The organism is Aliirhizobium wenxiniae (assembly GCF_019511445.1).
GTDB classification, from domain to species: domain Bacteria; phylum Pseudomonadota; class Alphaproteobacteria; order Rhizobiales; family Rhizobiaceae; genus Neorhizobium; species Neorhizobium wenxiniae_A.
In genome coordinates, this window is record NZ_JAEUAN010000001.1 from 152,651 (window position 1) to 167,141 (window position 14,491).

The window sequence follows — 14,491 nt, forward strand, 5'->3', positions numbered from 1 at the left end:
AGTTGATTTTTTTGTTTGGCGTGCCGGGAATTTTCTCGACCCTCCTGCTTTTTGTCAGAAACGGGCGCCGTTTATGCAACCGCGCAACCGTTTCATCTCCTGTCATGCCGCTGCAGCGGTGTCGTAGATGAAGCCTTCGTCGGCCCAGCCGGTCATGCCGCCGATCATCACCTTGACGGCGAGGCCGAGGCCGGAGAGGCGCCGTGCGGCCTTGTCTGCGCCGTTGCAATGAGGCCCGGCGCAATAGACGACAAACAAGGTATCCGCCTTCCATTGCGACATCTTATGTGCGGTCATCTTGCCGTGGGGCAGATTGAGCGCGCCAGGAACATGAGCCTGAGCGAAGAGTGCAGGGGAGCGCACATCAAGCAGGACGAAATCGACCATGCCGGAGGCAAAAGAGGCATGCACGTCCCAGCAGTCAGCTTCAAAGGCGAGCTTGCGGGAAAAGTGGTCGACGGCATCCTGTGGGGCGGCGGCGGGAAAATCCGAGACGGGGCTTGGCATGAGGCGTTCCTTTCCTTGTGTTGCGGGAGGCTCTGTTGCGGGTGATCATGCCTGATGATAGGGATGTTCGGAATTGGCCATCATGACTTGTAGCGTAAAGATCATGCCAAAACTGTCTACTCACCGAACAAACGGCCCGCATGTCGTCACCCTTGTCTATGACGGGCTCTGCACCTTCGAATTCGGCATTGCCCATGAGGTCTTCGGTCTGGCGCGACCGGAGATGGGTGAGGGCTGGTATCGGTTCTCTGTCGCGGGCGTCGAACCGGGACCGTTGCGCGCCGCCGGCGGCCTGACCGTTTCCGTCGATGCAGGACTGGAGGCGCTGGCGGAGGCCGACCTTATTATCGTTCCGGGTTGGCGCGGGATCGGCGAGCCGGTGCCGGGTCTTCTGATCGAGGCGCTGCAGACGGCGCATAGACAGGGCGCGCGGGTCATGTCGCTGTGTTCGGGCGTCGCGGTTCTTGCGGCTGCCGGCCTGCTGAACGGAAGGCGTGCGACCACGCATTGGCGGTATGTCGAGGCGATCGCCGCGGCCTATCCCGATGCCGCCTTTGATGCGGATGTTCTCTATATGGATGAGGGCAATACGCTGACGGCTGCGGGAAGCGCTGCCGGGATCGATCTTTGCCTGCATGTGGTGCGCGGCGATTTCGGTGTCGAAGCGGCCAACAGCGTTGCGCGCCGGCTTGTCGTGCCGCCGCATCGCGAAGGAGGGCAGGCGCAGTTCATCACCTCGCCGGTGCCGCAGGAAAGGGAGGGGCTTCGGCTTGGCCCGCTGATCGAATGGATGCGCGAGCGGCTTTTCGAGGAGCTGCCGATCCGGATGCTGGCGGAACGGGCCGGCATGAGCACGCGTACCTTCCAGCGCCGTTTCGAGGCGGCGACCGGCGACAGTGTCGGGGAATGGCTGGTCAAAGAGCGTGTGAGGCTGGCGCGCGAGCTGCTCGAAAAACAAATATCATCCTCGCTGGACGATATCGCGATCGCCTGTGGTTTCGGCACGCAGGCAACCTTGCGGCATCATTTTCGCAAGCGGCTGGGGACGAGCCCGGCGGCTTACAGGAAGACGTTTGCGGGCCGTCTCACGGACGCGATTTGAGGCAGTAGAGGAGGAGGTTGCTCTCCTATTTCCTGCACTGCGCCCGAGCGATATCGAGGCTGTTGTGCATTCGCATCAACGTGTCCATCGACAGGCCAAATGCTTTTTTTTGAAACGGAGCGCCATTTCCAGAGAGAGGCAATGTTCATTTGGCAAGGGCAGAGAGTATCGGTCTCTGTCACGTAGTGTTGCCAAAGCAAGGCGCAAAATATTGCAAGAGTTGGATCGGGCACTAGACAGCTTCCCGCAAGCTTAAATCTCTAGGAACGCAGCTAACGGAAAGCGTAGTGGGCTGACGTAGGCAAGCTTAACTGCGGGTACCGTAAAGCAATGGAAACGCGCATGCCCTTCACAATGGCGCAGCGAACTGTCTGGCATCCCTTTTTCGGTGCCTGGCCGTTTCGAATGTCGAGGCAAAGGCCGGGAATGAACAGGTTTTGGGAGTGCAAACCAAGTTTCGGGAGTATGCCGTAGCGGGTGGAAAGGCAGATTGCGAAACGCTCTCGCCACCGGAGTCTTTCCTTGAGGAACCTTTGTCCAGAGCACCGCCGCTACCGTCGATTCGAAGTAGTTTTTCACGTTTTATTAAAAGGGTTCCCGATGTCGAAGTGCTGTTCCCTGTGTGATGGGCAGTTTTTGAACAAGTTTCTGGATCTGGGGCGCCAGCCTCTTGCAAACAAGTATCCCAAGCCGGCTGATTTTCAGGAGGAGAAGTTCTTCCCGCTTGAGGTGTTCTTTTGCGATGACTGCAAGAATGTTCAGCTCGGCGAAATGGTCCCGCGATCCATCATGTTCGAGGATTACTATTACCTGAGTTCGGTCAACGGGGGGCTGGTTCGCCATTTCGAAGCGCTCGCCGAGCAGCTGAAAACGGCCAAATTCGTCGTCGATGTGGGCTCCAATGATGGCGTGTTGCTGCGTCCACTCAAAGGTCTAGGCGTTCGGGCGCTGGGGGTTGAGCCTTCCATCAATGTTTCCAAGCTTGCCAATGACGAGGGGCTGGAAACACTCTGCGCCTTCTTCGAGGAAAACTCGGCGCGGCAGGTGCTGGAGAGCCATGGGCCGGCAGATGTGATCGTTGCCAGCAGCGTCTTCACACATCTCGACGCTCCGGATCAGTTCATCCGTGCGGCAGACATCCTGCTGGCTGAAGACGGCAAGCTGGTGATCGAAGTCGAGTATATCCTCAACATGATCAGTCAGGTTCAGTTCGAGCGATTCTATCTCGACCGGATCTTCTACTACTCGATCTCGTCGATGAAGCAGCTGTTCGGCAAGCACGGCATGGTGATCACTGCGGTCGAGCCCGTGGCCCAGCATGGCGGCTCCCTTCGCTTCACGTTGATGCGCGCTACCGCTGGCATTGAGGCGCCTGAGTTGGCGGCGCTGATTGCGACCGAGTTGAAGGTGCTGAACACTGCCGCATTGACGGACTTTGGCCAGCGCTGCCGCGATCTGACCGACAAGCTGGTTGCCGGCCTGAAGCGCTGGCGGCAGGACGGCGTCAAGGTGGCGGGCTACGGCGCACCTGCACGGCTTTCGACCATTACCAATTTCGGTGGCATCGACGCCGAACTGCTGCCCTTCACGATTGATGACAGCCCGCTGAAACAGGGACGCACCTCGCCCGGCGCGCATATTCCGGTCGTGGCTGCCTCTGAACTTGAGACCTACAAGCCCGAGGTTCTCCTGGTCTTCGCATACGAATACATCGATGACATCCGGAAAAAAACTGGCAATGCGTATGACTATTACATGCCGATTCCGCTTGTCGAACTCAAAGCTTCCTGATCACTGAAGTGGTGAAAGAAATGTCGAAAGAAATTCAACGTATCGTCGAGCGTCTTGGTGCCGATGCCCATCGGTTTTCGGGAAAGACTGTCCTGCTGGCTGGCGGGGCTGGTTTCCTGGGCAAGCACTTCCTCAAGGTGTTTCAGGCGCTGAACCGCGATGTGCTGGACAAGCCGTGCTCGGTCATCTCGGTGGATAATTACATCACCGGCACCAAGAACCTCGATGAAAGCATCGTGCGCGATCCCAACATCATGCAGGTCTGGGCCGATGTGACCCATCCGCTGCCGGTGCGCGAAGATATCGACTTTATCATCCAGGGCGCGGGCATCGCCTCGCCGGTTTATTACATGCGCTATCCGCTCGAGACCATCGAGAGCGCGGTGCATGGCACACGCAACCTTCTGGATCTGGCTTCGCGCAACAATAACCTCGAAGGCTTCCTGTTCTTCAGCTCCTCCGAGATCTACGGCGACCCCGATCCTCGCGCGGTGCCGACCAAGGAAGATTACCACGGCAACGTTTCGACAGTCGGTCCGCGCGCCTGCTACGACGAATCCAAGCGCCTGGGCGAGACGCTCTGCACGATCTATAATGAGCATTACAACGTGCCGACAAAGATCGTGCGCCCGTTCAACGTCTTTGGTCCCGGCATGGGTCACAATGACCGCCGCGTGATCCCGATGTTCACCTATCAGGCGCTCAATGGCCGAACGATCCCTGTGCATGGCAACGGCCTGCAGACACGCACCTTCTGCTACATCACCGATGCCATCTATGGCTTCCTGATGACGCTGCTCAACGGCCGGCGCGGCGAGGCCTACAATATCGGAAACCCCGATAACGAGATCTCGATGACCAGCCTGGCGGAGATGTATCCCAAGCTGGTGCCCGGCGCTTCCTTCACCAGGATCGATTACCCGGACACCTATCCGGCTGGAGAACCGAACCGTCGCTGCCCCGATATCACCAAGGCACGGGAGACCTTTGGATATACCGCCGAGGTGGATGTCGAAGAAGGTCTGGCGCGCTTTATCGACTGGGCCCGCCGTGAGCAGAGCTATATCGATTTCGAGCCTGAGGTGGCGGTCAAGCTGGCCGGATAACGGCAGGTGGTGACTATCGGTCTTATCGGGCGGGGTGCCTGGGCGCGCATCATTGGCGCCACCCTGGACAGCCTGCCCGAACTGCGCTGGGTGCCGTTGAGCGGCCCCGGCGTTTCTGTCGACGGCGTCATCATCGCCAACAGGAGCAAGGACCATGTCTCCTCGGCCCTCCCGTTCGTGGAGGCGGGGGTGGCGTGCTTTATTGAAAAGCCTGTCGCAACCAGCCTTGAGGATTTTTTGCGCCTCAAGGCGGCGGCCGATGCTTCGGGCAGCCATGTCTTTGCCGGGCACCTGCACCGGTTCAACCACGCCGCAGAGGCTTTCTGTGCGGCTTTGCCGGAGATCGGTGAGCTTCAATCGGCAACCGCGTTCTGCGCCAATGGCAAGCCGCGTGACGATACTTCCGTGATCTGGGATTGGCTGCCGCATCCCTTGTCGCTGGCGGCGCGGATCTTCGGCACTCCGGCAGACCGCGCGACGGCCCGGTCGCTTGAAGGCGGAGCGAGACCACTTCGCGTGGCTGCGCAACTGTCCTACGAGGGCCGAGTTTTCGACCTCGAGGCCAGCTGGTTATCGCCCGAACCGGCCTTTCGGATCACCGCCACGGGCACGGGGGGGCGCCTCATCCTTGACGACAAGGCCGCGCAGAAAGTCACATTGATGCGTGACGGTGAGAGTGTCGCCCTTGCCTATGATCCCGAATTGCCTCTAACCCGCGAACTTCGCGCCTTCGTCGATCTGATCCGTGGCGTGCGCGACAATCCCTCTCCACTCTATGCGGCAGAGGACGTGCTGCGCAGCCTGGATGCCATCGAGCGCTCCGCAGCAGCAGAAGGCGCTCCGGTCGCGATCAATTGGCCGGTTTGAGGTGTTCGTGGATCTGCGCGAGAATGTCCTGAACGCGCGAGTCCATATGGCCTTTTGCCATGGCAAGTTCGTGACGCGCGATTATGCCGGCCTCGCCCTGCTTGCCGAAATGTGCATTCGCCGCCGCAGCAATGGCCAGAGGAGCCTCCACATCGTTCGGCTCGAAATAAAACAGATGCTCCTGCAGATCGGCTAGGGCCGGAAGATCTTTCAGGCTGGCCGGAAGGATCGGTACACCCCCGGTAATCAATGCATCAAAGACGCGGATCGGCAGATCGCCTCGGGTCGGGACGATCCAGTGGCTCATATGGGCCGCCCATTCGTCTAGCCGGTCCAATTCCGTGCGCTCATGATACACCCGCGTTGCCGGGCCGACGTGCTTGAAATACGCGCTCAACGTCCTGAGCATCGCATTGCGCTCGGGGAATTGCGGATAGAGGATGTGACGCCCGAGGGGTTGCGGATCACGCGCTGCGGCCAGAAGGCGATCGCGATGTTCGCTCAGAAAGGCGCGTGACCACTGGATGACCGCGGCGCTTACTGGCGTTCCCATCGCCTTGGTCAGGCCAGCGTAAATCTCATTGTTGTGAGGATGGCAGGGCACGTAGAAGTCGGACAAGAGCGCCAATTTCTGTGATTCGTTAATCGCATGATGATTATCGAAATCCCAGATGCAGATATGAGCACGTGGCTGCTGGAGAAACATGCCCATATACTTCTGCCCAATCTGGGCGACATCATTGCTGTTCAGTATATAGATCGTGTCGGGCTCGAACTTTTCGATGGCCTTCAGGTTTACCAATGATATCAGGTCGCTAGTCTCGGCCTTGCTGAATATCCCTTCACTCAACCGAACCTGCGTCTGCGAACGCAGGGCCATGCCCTCGGAAAACACCTTTCGGCGGGCTTCCTTCTGCACGTTCCACTCTTCTAGCTGCATGCCCATCTCTCATAATATTTTTCGCCCGATCGTCTCAACCTTGTACCATGGGGTTGTTTCCGCTCCAGCTTTTCCGGAAAATTTTCTAAAACTCTGAAGTTAAATGTTCCTGAAATGTTTATGAATTTCGACCGGACTATAGAACACTCTTACTTGCGTGAGGTTGGCTTTGCGCTTAGGCCCGCGAAAAATTCACCCGTTATCTATAATGATGTCGAAGCTGACTTCAGCGGCTTAAGCTTCTGCCGCAGTTAGATCTTCGATTGCTGTGTAGAGAGCCGCATGAGACTTTCTGCAGCTGGATGGCTCTCATCCCTGCGTGTCATCGCTTCCAACACTGTCACGCCTGGCATCTGCGCAAGCGCTCATCATTTTTTTGAATCTTTGACGGCATCCGTGTTCCCGGTCAGGCGGGTGGCCTGCCGGGATACGTCTTTTCAGCAGGCTTCGCTATTCCGCCGCCTGCCGCGCCATCGGGTTGTTGGGGTGGGTCGTCCAGTTGGCGTAGTTTGGATCGACCGGCCGACCTGTGCGTTGGTCGAGGGAACCTGCGGGCAGTGCTTCCATGGTGATGCAGTTTTCCACCGGACAGACGTTGACGCAGAGATTGCAGCCGACGCAATCCTCTTCCTTTACCTCGAAATGCCTGACGCCGTCGACCATCGCGGTGATCGCCTGATGCGAGGTGTCCTCGCAGGCGATGTGGCAGCGGCCGCATTTGATGCAGGCGTCCTGGTCGATATGCGCCTTGGCGATGTAGTTGAGGTTGAGATACTGCCAGTCGGTGACGTTCTGCACGGCGCGGCCGGTGATGTCATCGAGGGTACGATGGCCCTTGGTGTCCATCCAGTTGGACAGGCCGGTTATCATCTCCTCGACGATCTTGAAGCCGTAGGTCATGGCGGCGGTGCAGACCTGCACGTTGCCGGCTCCCAGCGCCAGGAATTCGGCGGCATCACGCCATGTCGTCACGCCGCCGATGCCGGAGATCGGCAGGCCGTAGGTTTCCGGATCGCGGGCGATTTCGGCGACCATATTGAGCGCGATCGGCTTGACCGCCGGGCCGCAATAACCGCCGTGCGATCCCTTGCCGTTGATCGACGGGTTGGGCGAAAAACTGTCGAGATCGACGGAGACGATCGAGGAGATGGTGTTGATCAGCGAGACGGCATCGGTGCCACCGCGCTTGGCGGCGCGGGCGGGATGGCGGATGTCGGTGATATTGGGCGTCAGCTTGGTGATGACCGGCATGCGGGTATATTGCTTGCACCAGCGCACCACCATTTCGATATATTCCGGCACCTGGCCGACGGCGGAGCCCATGCCGCGCTCCGACATGCCATGCGGACAGCCGAAATTCAGTTCGATGCCGTCGACTTCCGTCTCTTCCACCAGCGGCAGGATCGCCTTCCAGGCGTTTTCCTCGCAAGGGACCATGATCGAGGCGACGATGGCCCGATCCGGCCAGTTCTTCTTCACCTGCTTCATCTCGATGAGATTGGTGTAGAGGTCGCGGTCTGTGATCAGTTCGATATTGTTGAGGCCCAAAAGTCTGCGGTCTGCGCCCCAGATCGCGCCGTAGCGCGGGCCGTTGACGTTGACGACCGGCGGGCCCTGTTCGCCCAGCGTCTTCCAGACGACGCCGCCCCAGCCGGCCTTGAAGGCGCGCTCGACATTGTAAGCCTTGTCTGTCGGCGGGGCAGAGGCGAGCCAGAAGGGGTTGGGGGATTTGATGCCGATGAAGTTGTTGCGGATATCAGCCATGGTTGAAAACTCCCCTCAGGCCACTGCACTGGCCGGTTGAGCACCGGCTGCGAGCATGCGGTTGATACTTTCGGCAGCATCGCGCCCTTGCGCGACGGCCGAAACGGTGAGGTCCTCGCCGGTGCCGATACAGTCACCGCCGGCCCAGACGTTTTCGATCGACGTGCGGCCCTGATCGTCGACAACGATCTTGCCTTTGTCGAACTGCAGTGCGCCGAGGCCGGTAGCAGAGAAGCTCTGGCCGATGGCCTTGAAAATCTGGTCGGCGGCGATGATGCCGGTTTCGCCGGTGGTGGTGAGCTTCCCATCGGTCATCGCGGTATATTCGACCTCGATGCCGACCACCTTTCCATCCTTGCCGATGATCGATTTCGGCGCCAGCCAGTGGCGGATGATGACGCCTTTCGAGGCGGCGAGATCCTGCTCGTATTCCGAGGCGTTCATGTTCTGCTTGCCGCGGCGATAGCAGATCGTCACTTCCTCCGCGCCGAGCAGCTTTGCCTGGATCGCGGCATCGATGGCGGTCATGCCGCCGCCGAGGACGACGACGCGGCGTCCGACCGGGATGGTCGCCTTGTCTTCAGCCTGGCGTAGCGTTGCGATGAAATCGACCGCATCTTCGACGCCGGACAGGTCTTCGCCCTCGATGCCGAGGCCGTTGACGCCGGAAAGGCCCATGCCGAGGAAGACGGCGTCATATTCTGCACTCAGGTCGGACAGCGAATAATCGCGGCCGAGAGCCTTGCCGTGCTCGATGGTGATGCCACCGATGGCGGTGACATAATCGACCTCGCGCTGGGCAAAGTCATCAACCGCCTTGTAGGTGGCTATGCCGTATTCGTTGAGGCCGCCGGATTTTTCGCGGGCTTCGAGGATGGTGACGTCGTGGCCGTTCACCGCCAGGCGATGCGCTGCGGCAAGGCCTGCGGGGCCCGCGCCGACAACGGCGATCTTCTTGCCGCTTGGGGCCTTGCGCTCGAAGAACTGCCGCCCTTCCTCCATGGCGATGTCGGTTGCATAACGCTGCAGCCTGCCGATCTCGACCGGGCGGTCTTCCGCCGTGTTGCGGACGCAGACGTCCTCGCACAGCGTTTCGGTGGGACAGACTCGGGCGCACATGCCGCCGAGAATGTTCTGGGCGAAGATGGTCTGGGCCGATCCGAGCGGGTTGCCAGTCGATATCTGCCGGATGAACATCGGGATATCGATGGCGGTGGGACAGGCCGTCATGCACGGCGCGTCGTAACAGAAGTAACAGCGGTCTGCTGCCACCAGTGCCTCGTGGCGGTCGAGGCGCGGGTGAAGGTCGGAAAAATTCGATGCGTATTCGTTGGTCGAGAGCCTGCCGGCCTCGATCCCGCTTCCCAGTCGTTCCATCCGAGTTCCCTCATTATATGGTTATGGACAACTATTGGGCAGATCGTAACACGGCTCAAAATTTTATCAAACGGTAAAATTTCTACCGAAGGAGGTGCCGATAACGCCTCATGCGGCGGATCACATGGTCTCCGGTTCCGGCTATCGTGACCTGCATCAATAGCCGGAACCTGCGGCGGCCCTAAATACCGAACCGTAGATCAAAGCAATTGGAGTGACGAAATGGTTGAAACGTTCAGAGCGATGGTCATCGACACTGTCGACGGCAAGCCGGCAGCGGGTTTTCGCGAGGTTTCCCTCAAGGACTTGCCCGACAACGATGTCCTCGTCGAGATCGCCTATTCGACGCTGAACTACAAGGACGGGCTGGCTATTACGGGAAAGGGGCGCATCGCCCGCCGGACGCCTTTGATCGCCGGGATCGATATTTCCGGTACGGTGATCGAGTCGCGGTCTCCAGATTGGAAGCCGGGCGACAAGGTGATCCTGAACGGATGGGGTCTTTCGGAGACCGAACCGGGCGCCTATGGGCGCTATCAGCGCGTAAAGGCCGAATGGTTGATCCCGCTGCCGGACGCATTTTCCCTGCAGCAGGCGATGGCGATCGGCACGGCGGGCTATACATCCGCGCTTTGCGTCGATGCGCTTGAAAAATGGGGCGCGATCAAGCCGGGTGAGGGCGAGGTGCTGGTGACCGGCGCTGCCGGCGGTGTCGGTTCGGTGGCGATCGCGCTGCTTTCCGCTCGCGGCTACAATGTCACGGCCTCCACTGGGCGGCCTGAAACCCATGCCTATCTGGAATCGCTTGGGGCGACGAAATTCATCGATCGGGCCGAGCTGCAGCAGAAGGACGGACCTTTGCAGAAGGAACGGTGGGCCGGCGGCATCGACAGCGTCGGTTCGATCACGCTTGCCAATGCGCTGGCGCAGACCGCGCGGGGCGGAGCGATTGCCGCTTGCGGCCTGGCGGGAGGTGCGGATCTTCCGGCAACCGTTCTGCCGCATATTCTGCGCAGCGTCGCGCTGATCGGCGTGGATTCCGTCATGGCTCCGAGGGAACAGCGTCTTTCTGCCTGGAGCAGGCTCGCACGCGATATGGACAAGGCCAAGCTGGACGCCATGACGACGGTCGAGCCGATGTCGAAACTGCCGGAACTTGCGCAGGCGATCGTCGACGGAAAGGTCAGGGGTCGGGTCGTGATCGACGTGACAGCCTGATCGTCTGTCCAACCTGACAACGGCAGCCCTTGCAACACGTGAGGGCTGCCGTAGTTAACTGCCTATTCAACAATGCCTGTGTCGTGAACCGGGTTTCATTCGGATCTCAGTGGCGCAGACACGCCTCACCATCCCGATCTTCTGGTTAGATTTGGCAGCAAGCCAATCCTGCCGATCATATTTATTCGCCCCGATCAATGACCATCCCGGCTGAAGAATGGACGTCCCGCGGACAGCGTATTGTTGAGCGGCGACGAGGTTTTATTGCACTTCATATATGTCAAACTACTGAAATTACCCCTAAATCTGATAATTGTCCGCCTTTTCCCATTACGATACATGGTTAGGATTGTTTTAACTGTTTCAGGACCGCACCATGTTGGAGAACGGCAAGCCTCGGCATTATCTTGCCCAGTTCTATGGGGCGAACGATAATCCCAAGGTTCGATATCGCCGAACCAATCTTGTTGCGCGTGCGGTTTATCCGAATGGTGGCGGTGTAAAATCCTTTTCCAGCCTTCAGTTGCGGATCGTGGGCATATGCGAGACCGGCGCTCTCATCCAGACTGCCGCGGTGGAGTTTTTGCCTGACCATTTCTATCTGTGTCTTGGCGAAAACGAGGTGATTTTCACCTGTGCCAAGCGGAACGTGATGAAGGACAAAATGGTCCTCGTCTTTTCTCAAGCTGAAGATGCTTTTTTTATCAATGCGTTGGCTAAGGGTGGGTTGCCGCTCGCAACATTGAAGCGGATGCGGGCTTCGACGGTTGTGCGAACCCGCACGACGCGCAGCGGACATTAATCGGTCCTTTTACCGACCAGCATCGAAACTGGATCTTTATGATCCGTCAATTGTGGATGTTAACGGATCGTTAAGCGTCGTGGGCAGTCCGGCGCGAAGCGAGGTGTCGCGGCGTTTATTTTTGAGTGAGTCGCGCCCCGCAAATATATTTCAGAAGGTGACCATTATGATCGATGACGCTGCCGGCAAGCCGTCTCCCTTGTTTCCCGAGTTTCCGTTGTCGGAGGAGAGCTCCATGCAGCCGGCGCCGTCTCGTGCGCTGCTCGGAGAGATCCCCGTAGAGGTCCAGGTCGTGATCGGCAGGGCGAAGGTTTCCGTTGCTCAACTCGCGGCAGCCAAGCAGGGATCCTGGTTTAGACTGGATAAGCGCTTTGGCGAGCCGGTCGAGATCCAGGTGAACGGAAAGACGATCGGCCATGGTGAAATCGTATCCGATGATCGGGACAATTTCGTCGGCATCCGCATGACGTCCGTCGAGAACCGCCTTTAATCAGGCTGGGGAAGGCAATCGGCAGCCGTTGCCAACTGCATACTTTCTGCCGAACACTTCCGCCTATCGTTGAAGCGAAGCATTGGTGCGTCTCTTTATCGAGCAGCAATTTCGGGCGTAAAGCCGGTTTCCATTTTTGCCGGAATTGCTCAAAAATAAATATGAGTATGATCCTCACGTTTAATCTTTACTCTGATAGTCAACTTATCTATGGTGCCGCTCACCGAAGGTTCCCGAGATGAGAATCGATCAGGCGAGGCGTGATGGCGAAGAAGCAGAAACGGAAGAACGGCGGCGCAAACGAGGTGGCGGCTGCAGCCCAGCAGGCAAAACCGGATCGCGACGCGATCGATGTCCGCAGCTTCCTCTATGTCGGCGGCCGTGACTGTCAGGTCGCTCATTTGCGTGCAATCGCCACTCGACACGGCGCCGAGCTGATCCACCACGATGGTGGTCTGCGCGAGGCGGTTTCCCGCATCGATACCGTTCTGCCATCCGTCGACTGCGTTTTCTGCCCCATCGACTGTATCAGCCACGATGCGTGTCTGAGGGTGAAGACCGGCTGCAAGAAGTTCGGCGTCACCTTCGTCCCGCTGCGCAATGGCTCGAAATCGAGCCTTGAACGTGCGCTCCAGACGATGAAGGAAAAGAGTGATGAGAGACGAGCGTCCTGACACCAGCCTGTTTATCGGCCTGCACAAGCTGGCGGAGCAGAATGGTGAGGGACTGGTGCCGGAGCTTTATGAGATTCTGGCAGGCCGCAGCCGGGAAGACCGGCGCGATGACAATGTCATCCGTTTTCCCGCCCATGCCACGGTGAGCGCCACGACCGTTCCGTCGTCGGAAGCAGGCAAGGTGTTGTTGTTCCGCCGGTAAGAACGGCGGAACCAGTGAACTGTCAGGCGCGGCGACCGAAAAAAGCGCCCGCCGCGATCAGCAGCCAGCCGAGCATCATCAACGTGCCGCCCATCGGCGCCGCAAACGGGAACAGTCGGTCCCCGAAATAGTGCCGCGCGACGAGATCGCCGGCAAACAGGATCGTGCCGAGGCATAGGACGAGCGCGGAGAGCGTTGCCGTTCTGAACGTGGCGTGTCCTACATAGAGCGCCAGAAGAACCGGGGCATGCGCAAGGCACATGGTCGATGCGTTGCCGAGGAAATGCGTGTCGCCGCCATGGCTTGCCGCTGCGGCCAAAGCTACTCCCGACAGCCCCATCAGCCCGCTGACAAAAAGAACCAACGGCCGCAGTTTCCCTAAGCTTTCCAAGAGCCTATTCCTTGTTTTGCATGTGGTGGCCAAGCCGTTCGATCGGTGGCCAGATAATCTCGCGAAGTTTCGGGTTTTCGATGGTTTCGTCCAGCGCGCGCCTGAAGCACAGCAGCCATTCGTCGCGTTCCGCAGGGCCGATGGCCGCGCCGAAGTGGCGGGAACGCAAGCGGGGATGTCCATATTTCTCGACGTAGACCGGTGGGCCGCCAAGATAGCCGGTCAGATAGTCGTAGAATTTGGCTTCACTGCTTTCCAGGCTTGGCGGATGGATTGCCCGGCAGTTCCTTGCTTCGGGCAGCGTATCCATCAACTCATAGAAACGCTTCGCCAGCGCGCGCGCAGTGGCATCGCCGCCGATCGCCTCATAGAGTGTGATGGTCTCTCCCGTCATTCCGCTTTGCCCGCATTGTCGTCATGCGGTGTTAACCGGCGGGAAGGTGGTGGGCAAGGAGATTGATGGTATCGCTCGCATGCGCCAGTGGGGTAGCGCCAGTGGGGTAACGGCAGTGAGGCATCCAAAATACACTTCGCCCGCTGCCTCATTCGGGGCCGGAATCGGTGTCCTTGCTGTCCTTTGCTGGCAGGGAGCCTGTGCCCGGTGTCTTGTCGTGATCTGTCAGGTGATCTTTCGCATGGGGACCTGCTACGGGATGCCGTCCGGCTCCCGTGTACCTACTGCCACTCTCAACAGCGTCCCGCGCTTCTCTATCTTCGGCCATTGTTGCCTCCGTTTTCTTCTTTGGAGGAAAACGGTTTCTGCGGTCATCGGTTCCTTCCGGATCACGCAGCCAGAGGTTAGCGGCCGATGGTGATCGATGTGATCCTGCGGCTGTAAATGTCGAGACTGCCATCCTCGAGCACACGATAGCGCTCCTCGACGCGGTTTCCGAAGCTGCTGATGAACTCGTGGGTGAAGGTGTGGCCCACCGGCATGTTGGCACGCCGGCCTTTCGGTTGCCCGCCATAGGTGATGCTGCCGGCGATCGGCGCAATGCCCGGCCCGTAATCGATGGCACGGAATTCGGGATTGCCCGTGGAATTGCAGGCCGTCAGCGCTAAAGCCGCAATGGCCATGACAAGCAGTCGTTTCATTTGATAACGTCCTTCAGTCGGCGCGGATTTTCCGATCTCAGGAAACCCGCAAGACGGGATTTAGTTCAAGGACGCGGTGAAAGAAAGATAGGGCGCGCAGGGCAAATCCGACAAGGCGGAAAGCTGAGGCTGGAAGCGCAACTGAGTGGTGTCCTGACTGGAGGT

16 protein-coding genes are annotated in these 14,491 nt (G+C 59.0%); 9 read left to right on the top strand and 7 right to left on the bottom strand.

Features of this window, described 5'->3' with window-relative positions; translation table 11 throughout:
• Positions 1-102: 102 nt before the first annotated feature.
• Positions 103-507 (bottom strand): rhodanese-like domain-containing protein, encoded by a 405-nt coding sequence (locus JNB91_RS00785; protein WP_220323611.1) that lies wholly within the window; start codon positions 505-507, stop codon positions 103-105.
• An 82-nt stretch (positions 508-589) separates the two neighbouring features.
• Between JNB91_RS00785 and ftrA the strand changes: the two genes are divergently transcribed.
• The 4 genes from ftrA (at position 590) to JNB91_RS00805 (ending at position 5,373) form a co-directional block, all read left to right on the top strand.
• A complete protein-coding gene (ftrA, locus tag JNB91_RS00790; protein ID WP_220323612.1) occupies positions 590-1,609 on the top strand; it encodes a transcriptional regulator FtrA in 1,020 nt (339 codons plus the stop codon).
• 477 nt (positions 1,610-2,086) lie between these two features.
• Positions 2,087-3,400, top strand: a complete 1,314-nt coding sequence (locus JNB91_RS00795; protein ID WP_346269236.1) for a class I SAM-dependent methyltransferase — start codon at positions 2,087-2,089, stop codon at positions 3,398-3,400.
• Positions 3,401-3,420: 20 nt separating this feature from the next.
• On the top strand, positions 3,421-4,506 hold the full coding sequence (locus JNB91_RS00800) for an NAD-dependent epimerase/dehydratase family protein (protein WP_222857413.1): 1,086 nt from the start codon (positions 3,421-3,423) through the stop codon (positions 4,504-4,506).
• 9 nt (positions 4,507-4,515) lie between these two features.
• Entirely contained in the window at positions 4,516-5,373 is an 858-nt protein-coding gene (locus JNB91_RS00805; RefSeq protein ID WP_220323614.1) for a Gfo/Idh/MocA family protein, read from the top strand.
• On the opposite strand, the gene JNB91_RS00810 is transcribed toward JNB91_RS00805, so the two are convergent.
• The 3 genes from JNB91_RS00810 to JNB91_RS00820 all read right to left on the bottom strand — a co-directional run bounded on the left by JNB91_RS00810 (position 5,357) and on the right by JNB91_RS00820 (position 9,454).
• A complete protein-coding gene (locus tag JNB91_RS00810) occupies positions 5,357-6,313 on the bottom strand; it encodes a hypothetical protein (protein WP_223217997.1) in 957 nt (318 codons plus the stop codon). The genes JNB91_RS00805 and JNB91_RS00810 overlap by 17 nt on opposite strands.
• A gap of 450 nt (positions 6,314-6,763) precedes the next feature.
• Complete coding sequence (gene preA / locus JNB91_RS00815; protein WP_220323616.1) at positions 6,764-8,077, bottom strand: NAD-dependent dihydropyrimidine dehydrogenase subunit PreA; 1,314 nt, start codon at positions 8,075-8,077, stop codon at positions 6,764-6,766.
• A gap of 15 nt (positions 8,078-8,092) precedes the next feature.
• A complete protein-coding gene (locus JNB91_RS00820) occupies positions 8,093-9,454 on the bottom strand; it encodes an NAD(P)-dependent oxidoreductase (RefSeq protein WP_220323617.1) in 1,362 nt (453 codons plus the stop codon).
• A 222-nt stretch (positions 9,455-9,676) separates the two neighbouring features.
• Between JNB91_RS00820 and JNB91_RS00825 the strand changes: the two genes are divergently transcribed.
• From JNB91_RS00825 to JNB91_RS00845, 5 genes are all read left to right on the top strand, one after another.
• Entirely contained in the window at positions 9,677-10,672 is a 996-nt protein-coding gene (locus JNB91_RS00825; protein ID WP_220323618.1) for an MDR family oxidoreductase, read from the top strand.
• A 376-nt stretch (positions 10,673-11,048) separates the two neighbouring features.
• Positions 11,049-11,474 (top strand): hypothetical protein, encoded by a 426-nt coding sequence (locus tag JNB91_RS00830; protein ID WP_220323619.1) that lies wholly within the window; start codon positions 11,049-11,051, stop codon positions 11,472-11,474.
• A 166-nt stretch (positions 11,475-11,640) separates the two neighbouring features.
• Positions 11,641-11,964, top strand: coding sequence for a FliM/FliN family flagellar motor switch protein (locus tag JNB91_RS00835; protein WP_220323620.1), 324 nt, complete (start codon positions 11,641-11,643; stop codon positions 11,962-11,964).
• 263 nt (positions 11,965-12,227) lie between these two features.
• Entirely contained in the window at positions 12,228-12,638 is a 411-nt protein-coding gene (locus tag JNB91_RS00840) for a DUF2325 domain-containing protein (RefSeq protein ID WP_220323621.1), read from the top strand.
• The gene (locus JNB91_RS00845; RefSeq protein WP_220323622.1) at positions 12,619-12,840 is read left to right on the top strand and encodes a hypothetical protein; all 222 of its coding nucleotides are present in this window, start codon (positions 12,619-12,621) and stop codon (positions 12,838-12,840) included. Before JNB91_RS00840 ends, JNB91_RS00845 begins: the two co-directional genes overlap by 20 nt.
• A 22-nt stretch (positions 12,841-12,862) precedes the next feature.
• Here JNB91_RS00845 and JNB91_RS00850 read toward each other — a convergent pair whose 3' ends face one another.
• The 3 genes from JNB91_RS00850 to JNB91_RS00860 all read right to left on the bottom strand — a co-directional run bounded on the left by JNB91_RS00850 (position 12,863) and on the right by JNB91_RS00860 (position 14,326).
• Positions 12,863-13,180, bottom strand: a complete 318-nt coding sequence (locus JNB91_RS00850) for a DUF423 domain-containing protein (protein WP_220323890.1) — start codon at positions 13,178-13,180, stop codon at positions 12,863-12,865.
• A gap of 55 nt (positions 13,181-13,235) precedes the next feature.
• The gene (locus tag JNB91_RS00855; protein WP_220323623.1) at positions 13,236-13,625 is read right to left on the bottom strand and encodes a group II truncated hemoglobin; all 390 of its coding nucleotides are present in this window, start codon (positions 13,623-13,625) and stop codon (positions 13,236-13,238) included.
• Between the two features lie 404 nt (positions 13,626-14,029).
• Entirely contained in the window at positions 14,030-14,326 is a 297-nt protein-coding gene (locus JNB91_RS00860; RefSeq protein WP_220323624.1) for a hypothetical protein, read from the bottom strand.
• Positions 14,327-14,491 lie beyond the last annotated feature (165 nt).

What these genes read in the sequence shown, in the direction of transcription:
- JNB91_RS00785 (WP_220323611.1), bottom strand. Translation starts at nt 507, where the DNA reads ATGCCAAGCCCCGTCTCGGATTTTCCCGCCGCCGCCCCACAGGATGCC.
- ftrA (WP_220323612.1), top strand. Translation starts at nt 590, where the DNA reads ATGACTTGTAGCGTAAAGATCATGCCAAAACTGTCTACTCACCGAACA.
- JNB91_RS00800 (WP_222857413.1), top strand. Translation starts at nt 3,421, where the DNA reads ATGTCGAAAGAAATTCAACGTATCGTCGAGCGTCTTGGTGCCGATGCC.
- JNB91_RS00810 (WP_223217997.1), bottom strand. Translation starts at nt 6,313, where the DNA reads ATGCAGCTAGAAGAGTGGAACGTGCAGAAGGAAGCCCGCCGAAAGGTG.
- preA (WP_220323616.1), bottom strand. Translation starts at nt 8,077, where the DNA reads ATGGCTGATATCCGCAACAACTTCATCGGCATCAAATCCCCCAACCCC.
- JNB91_RS00820 (WP_220323617.1), bottom strand. Translation starts at nt 9,454, where the DNA reads ATGGAACGACTGGGAAGCGGGATCGAGGCCGGCAGGCTCTCGACCAAC.
- JNB91_RS00825 (WP_220323618.1), top strand. Translation starts at nt 9,677, where the DNA reads ATGGTTGAAACGTTCAGAGCGATGGTCATCGACACTGTCGACGGCAAG.
- JNB91_RS00830 (WP_220323619.1), top strand. Translation starts at nt 11,049, where the DNA reads ATGTTGGAGAACGGCAAGCCTCGGCATTATCTTGCCCAGTTCTATGGG.
- JNB91_RS00835 (WP_220323620.1), top strand. Translation starts at nt 11,641, where the DNA reads ATGATCGATGACGCTGCCGGCAAGCCGTCTCCCTTGTTTCCCGAGTTT.
- JNB91_RS00840 (WP_220323621.1), top strand. Translation starts at nt 12,228, where the DNA reads ATGGCGAAGAAGCAGAAACGGAAGAACGGCGGCGCAAACGAGGTGGCG.
- JNB91_RS00845 (WP_220323622.1), top strand. Translation starts at nt 12,619, where the DNA reads ATGAGAGACGAGCGTCCTGACACCAGCCTGTTTATCGGCCTGCACAAG.
- JNB91_RS00850 (WP_220323890.1), bottom strand. Translation starts at nt 13,180, where the DNA reads ATGGGGCTGTCGGGAGTAGCTTTGGCCGCAGCGGCAAGCCATGGCGGC.
- JNB91_RS00855 (WP_220323623.1), bottom strand. Translation starts at nt 13,625, where the DNA reads ATGACGGGAGAGACCATCACACTCTATGAGGCGATCGGCGGCGATGCC.
- JNB91_RS00860 (WP_220323624.1), bottom strand. Translation starts at nt 14,326, where the DNA reads ATGAAACGACTGCTTGTCATGGCCATTGCGGCTTTAGCGCTGACGGCC.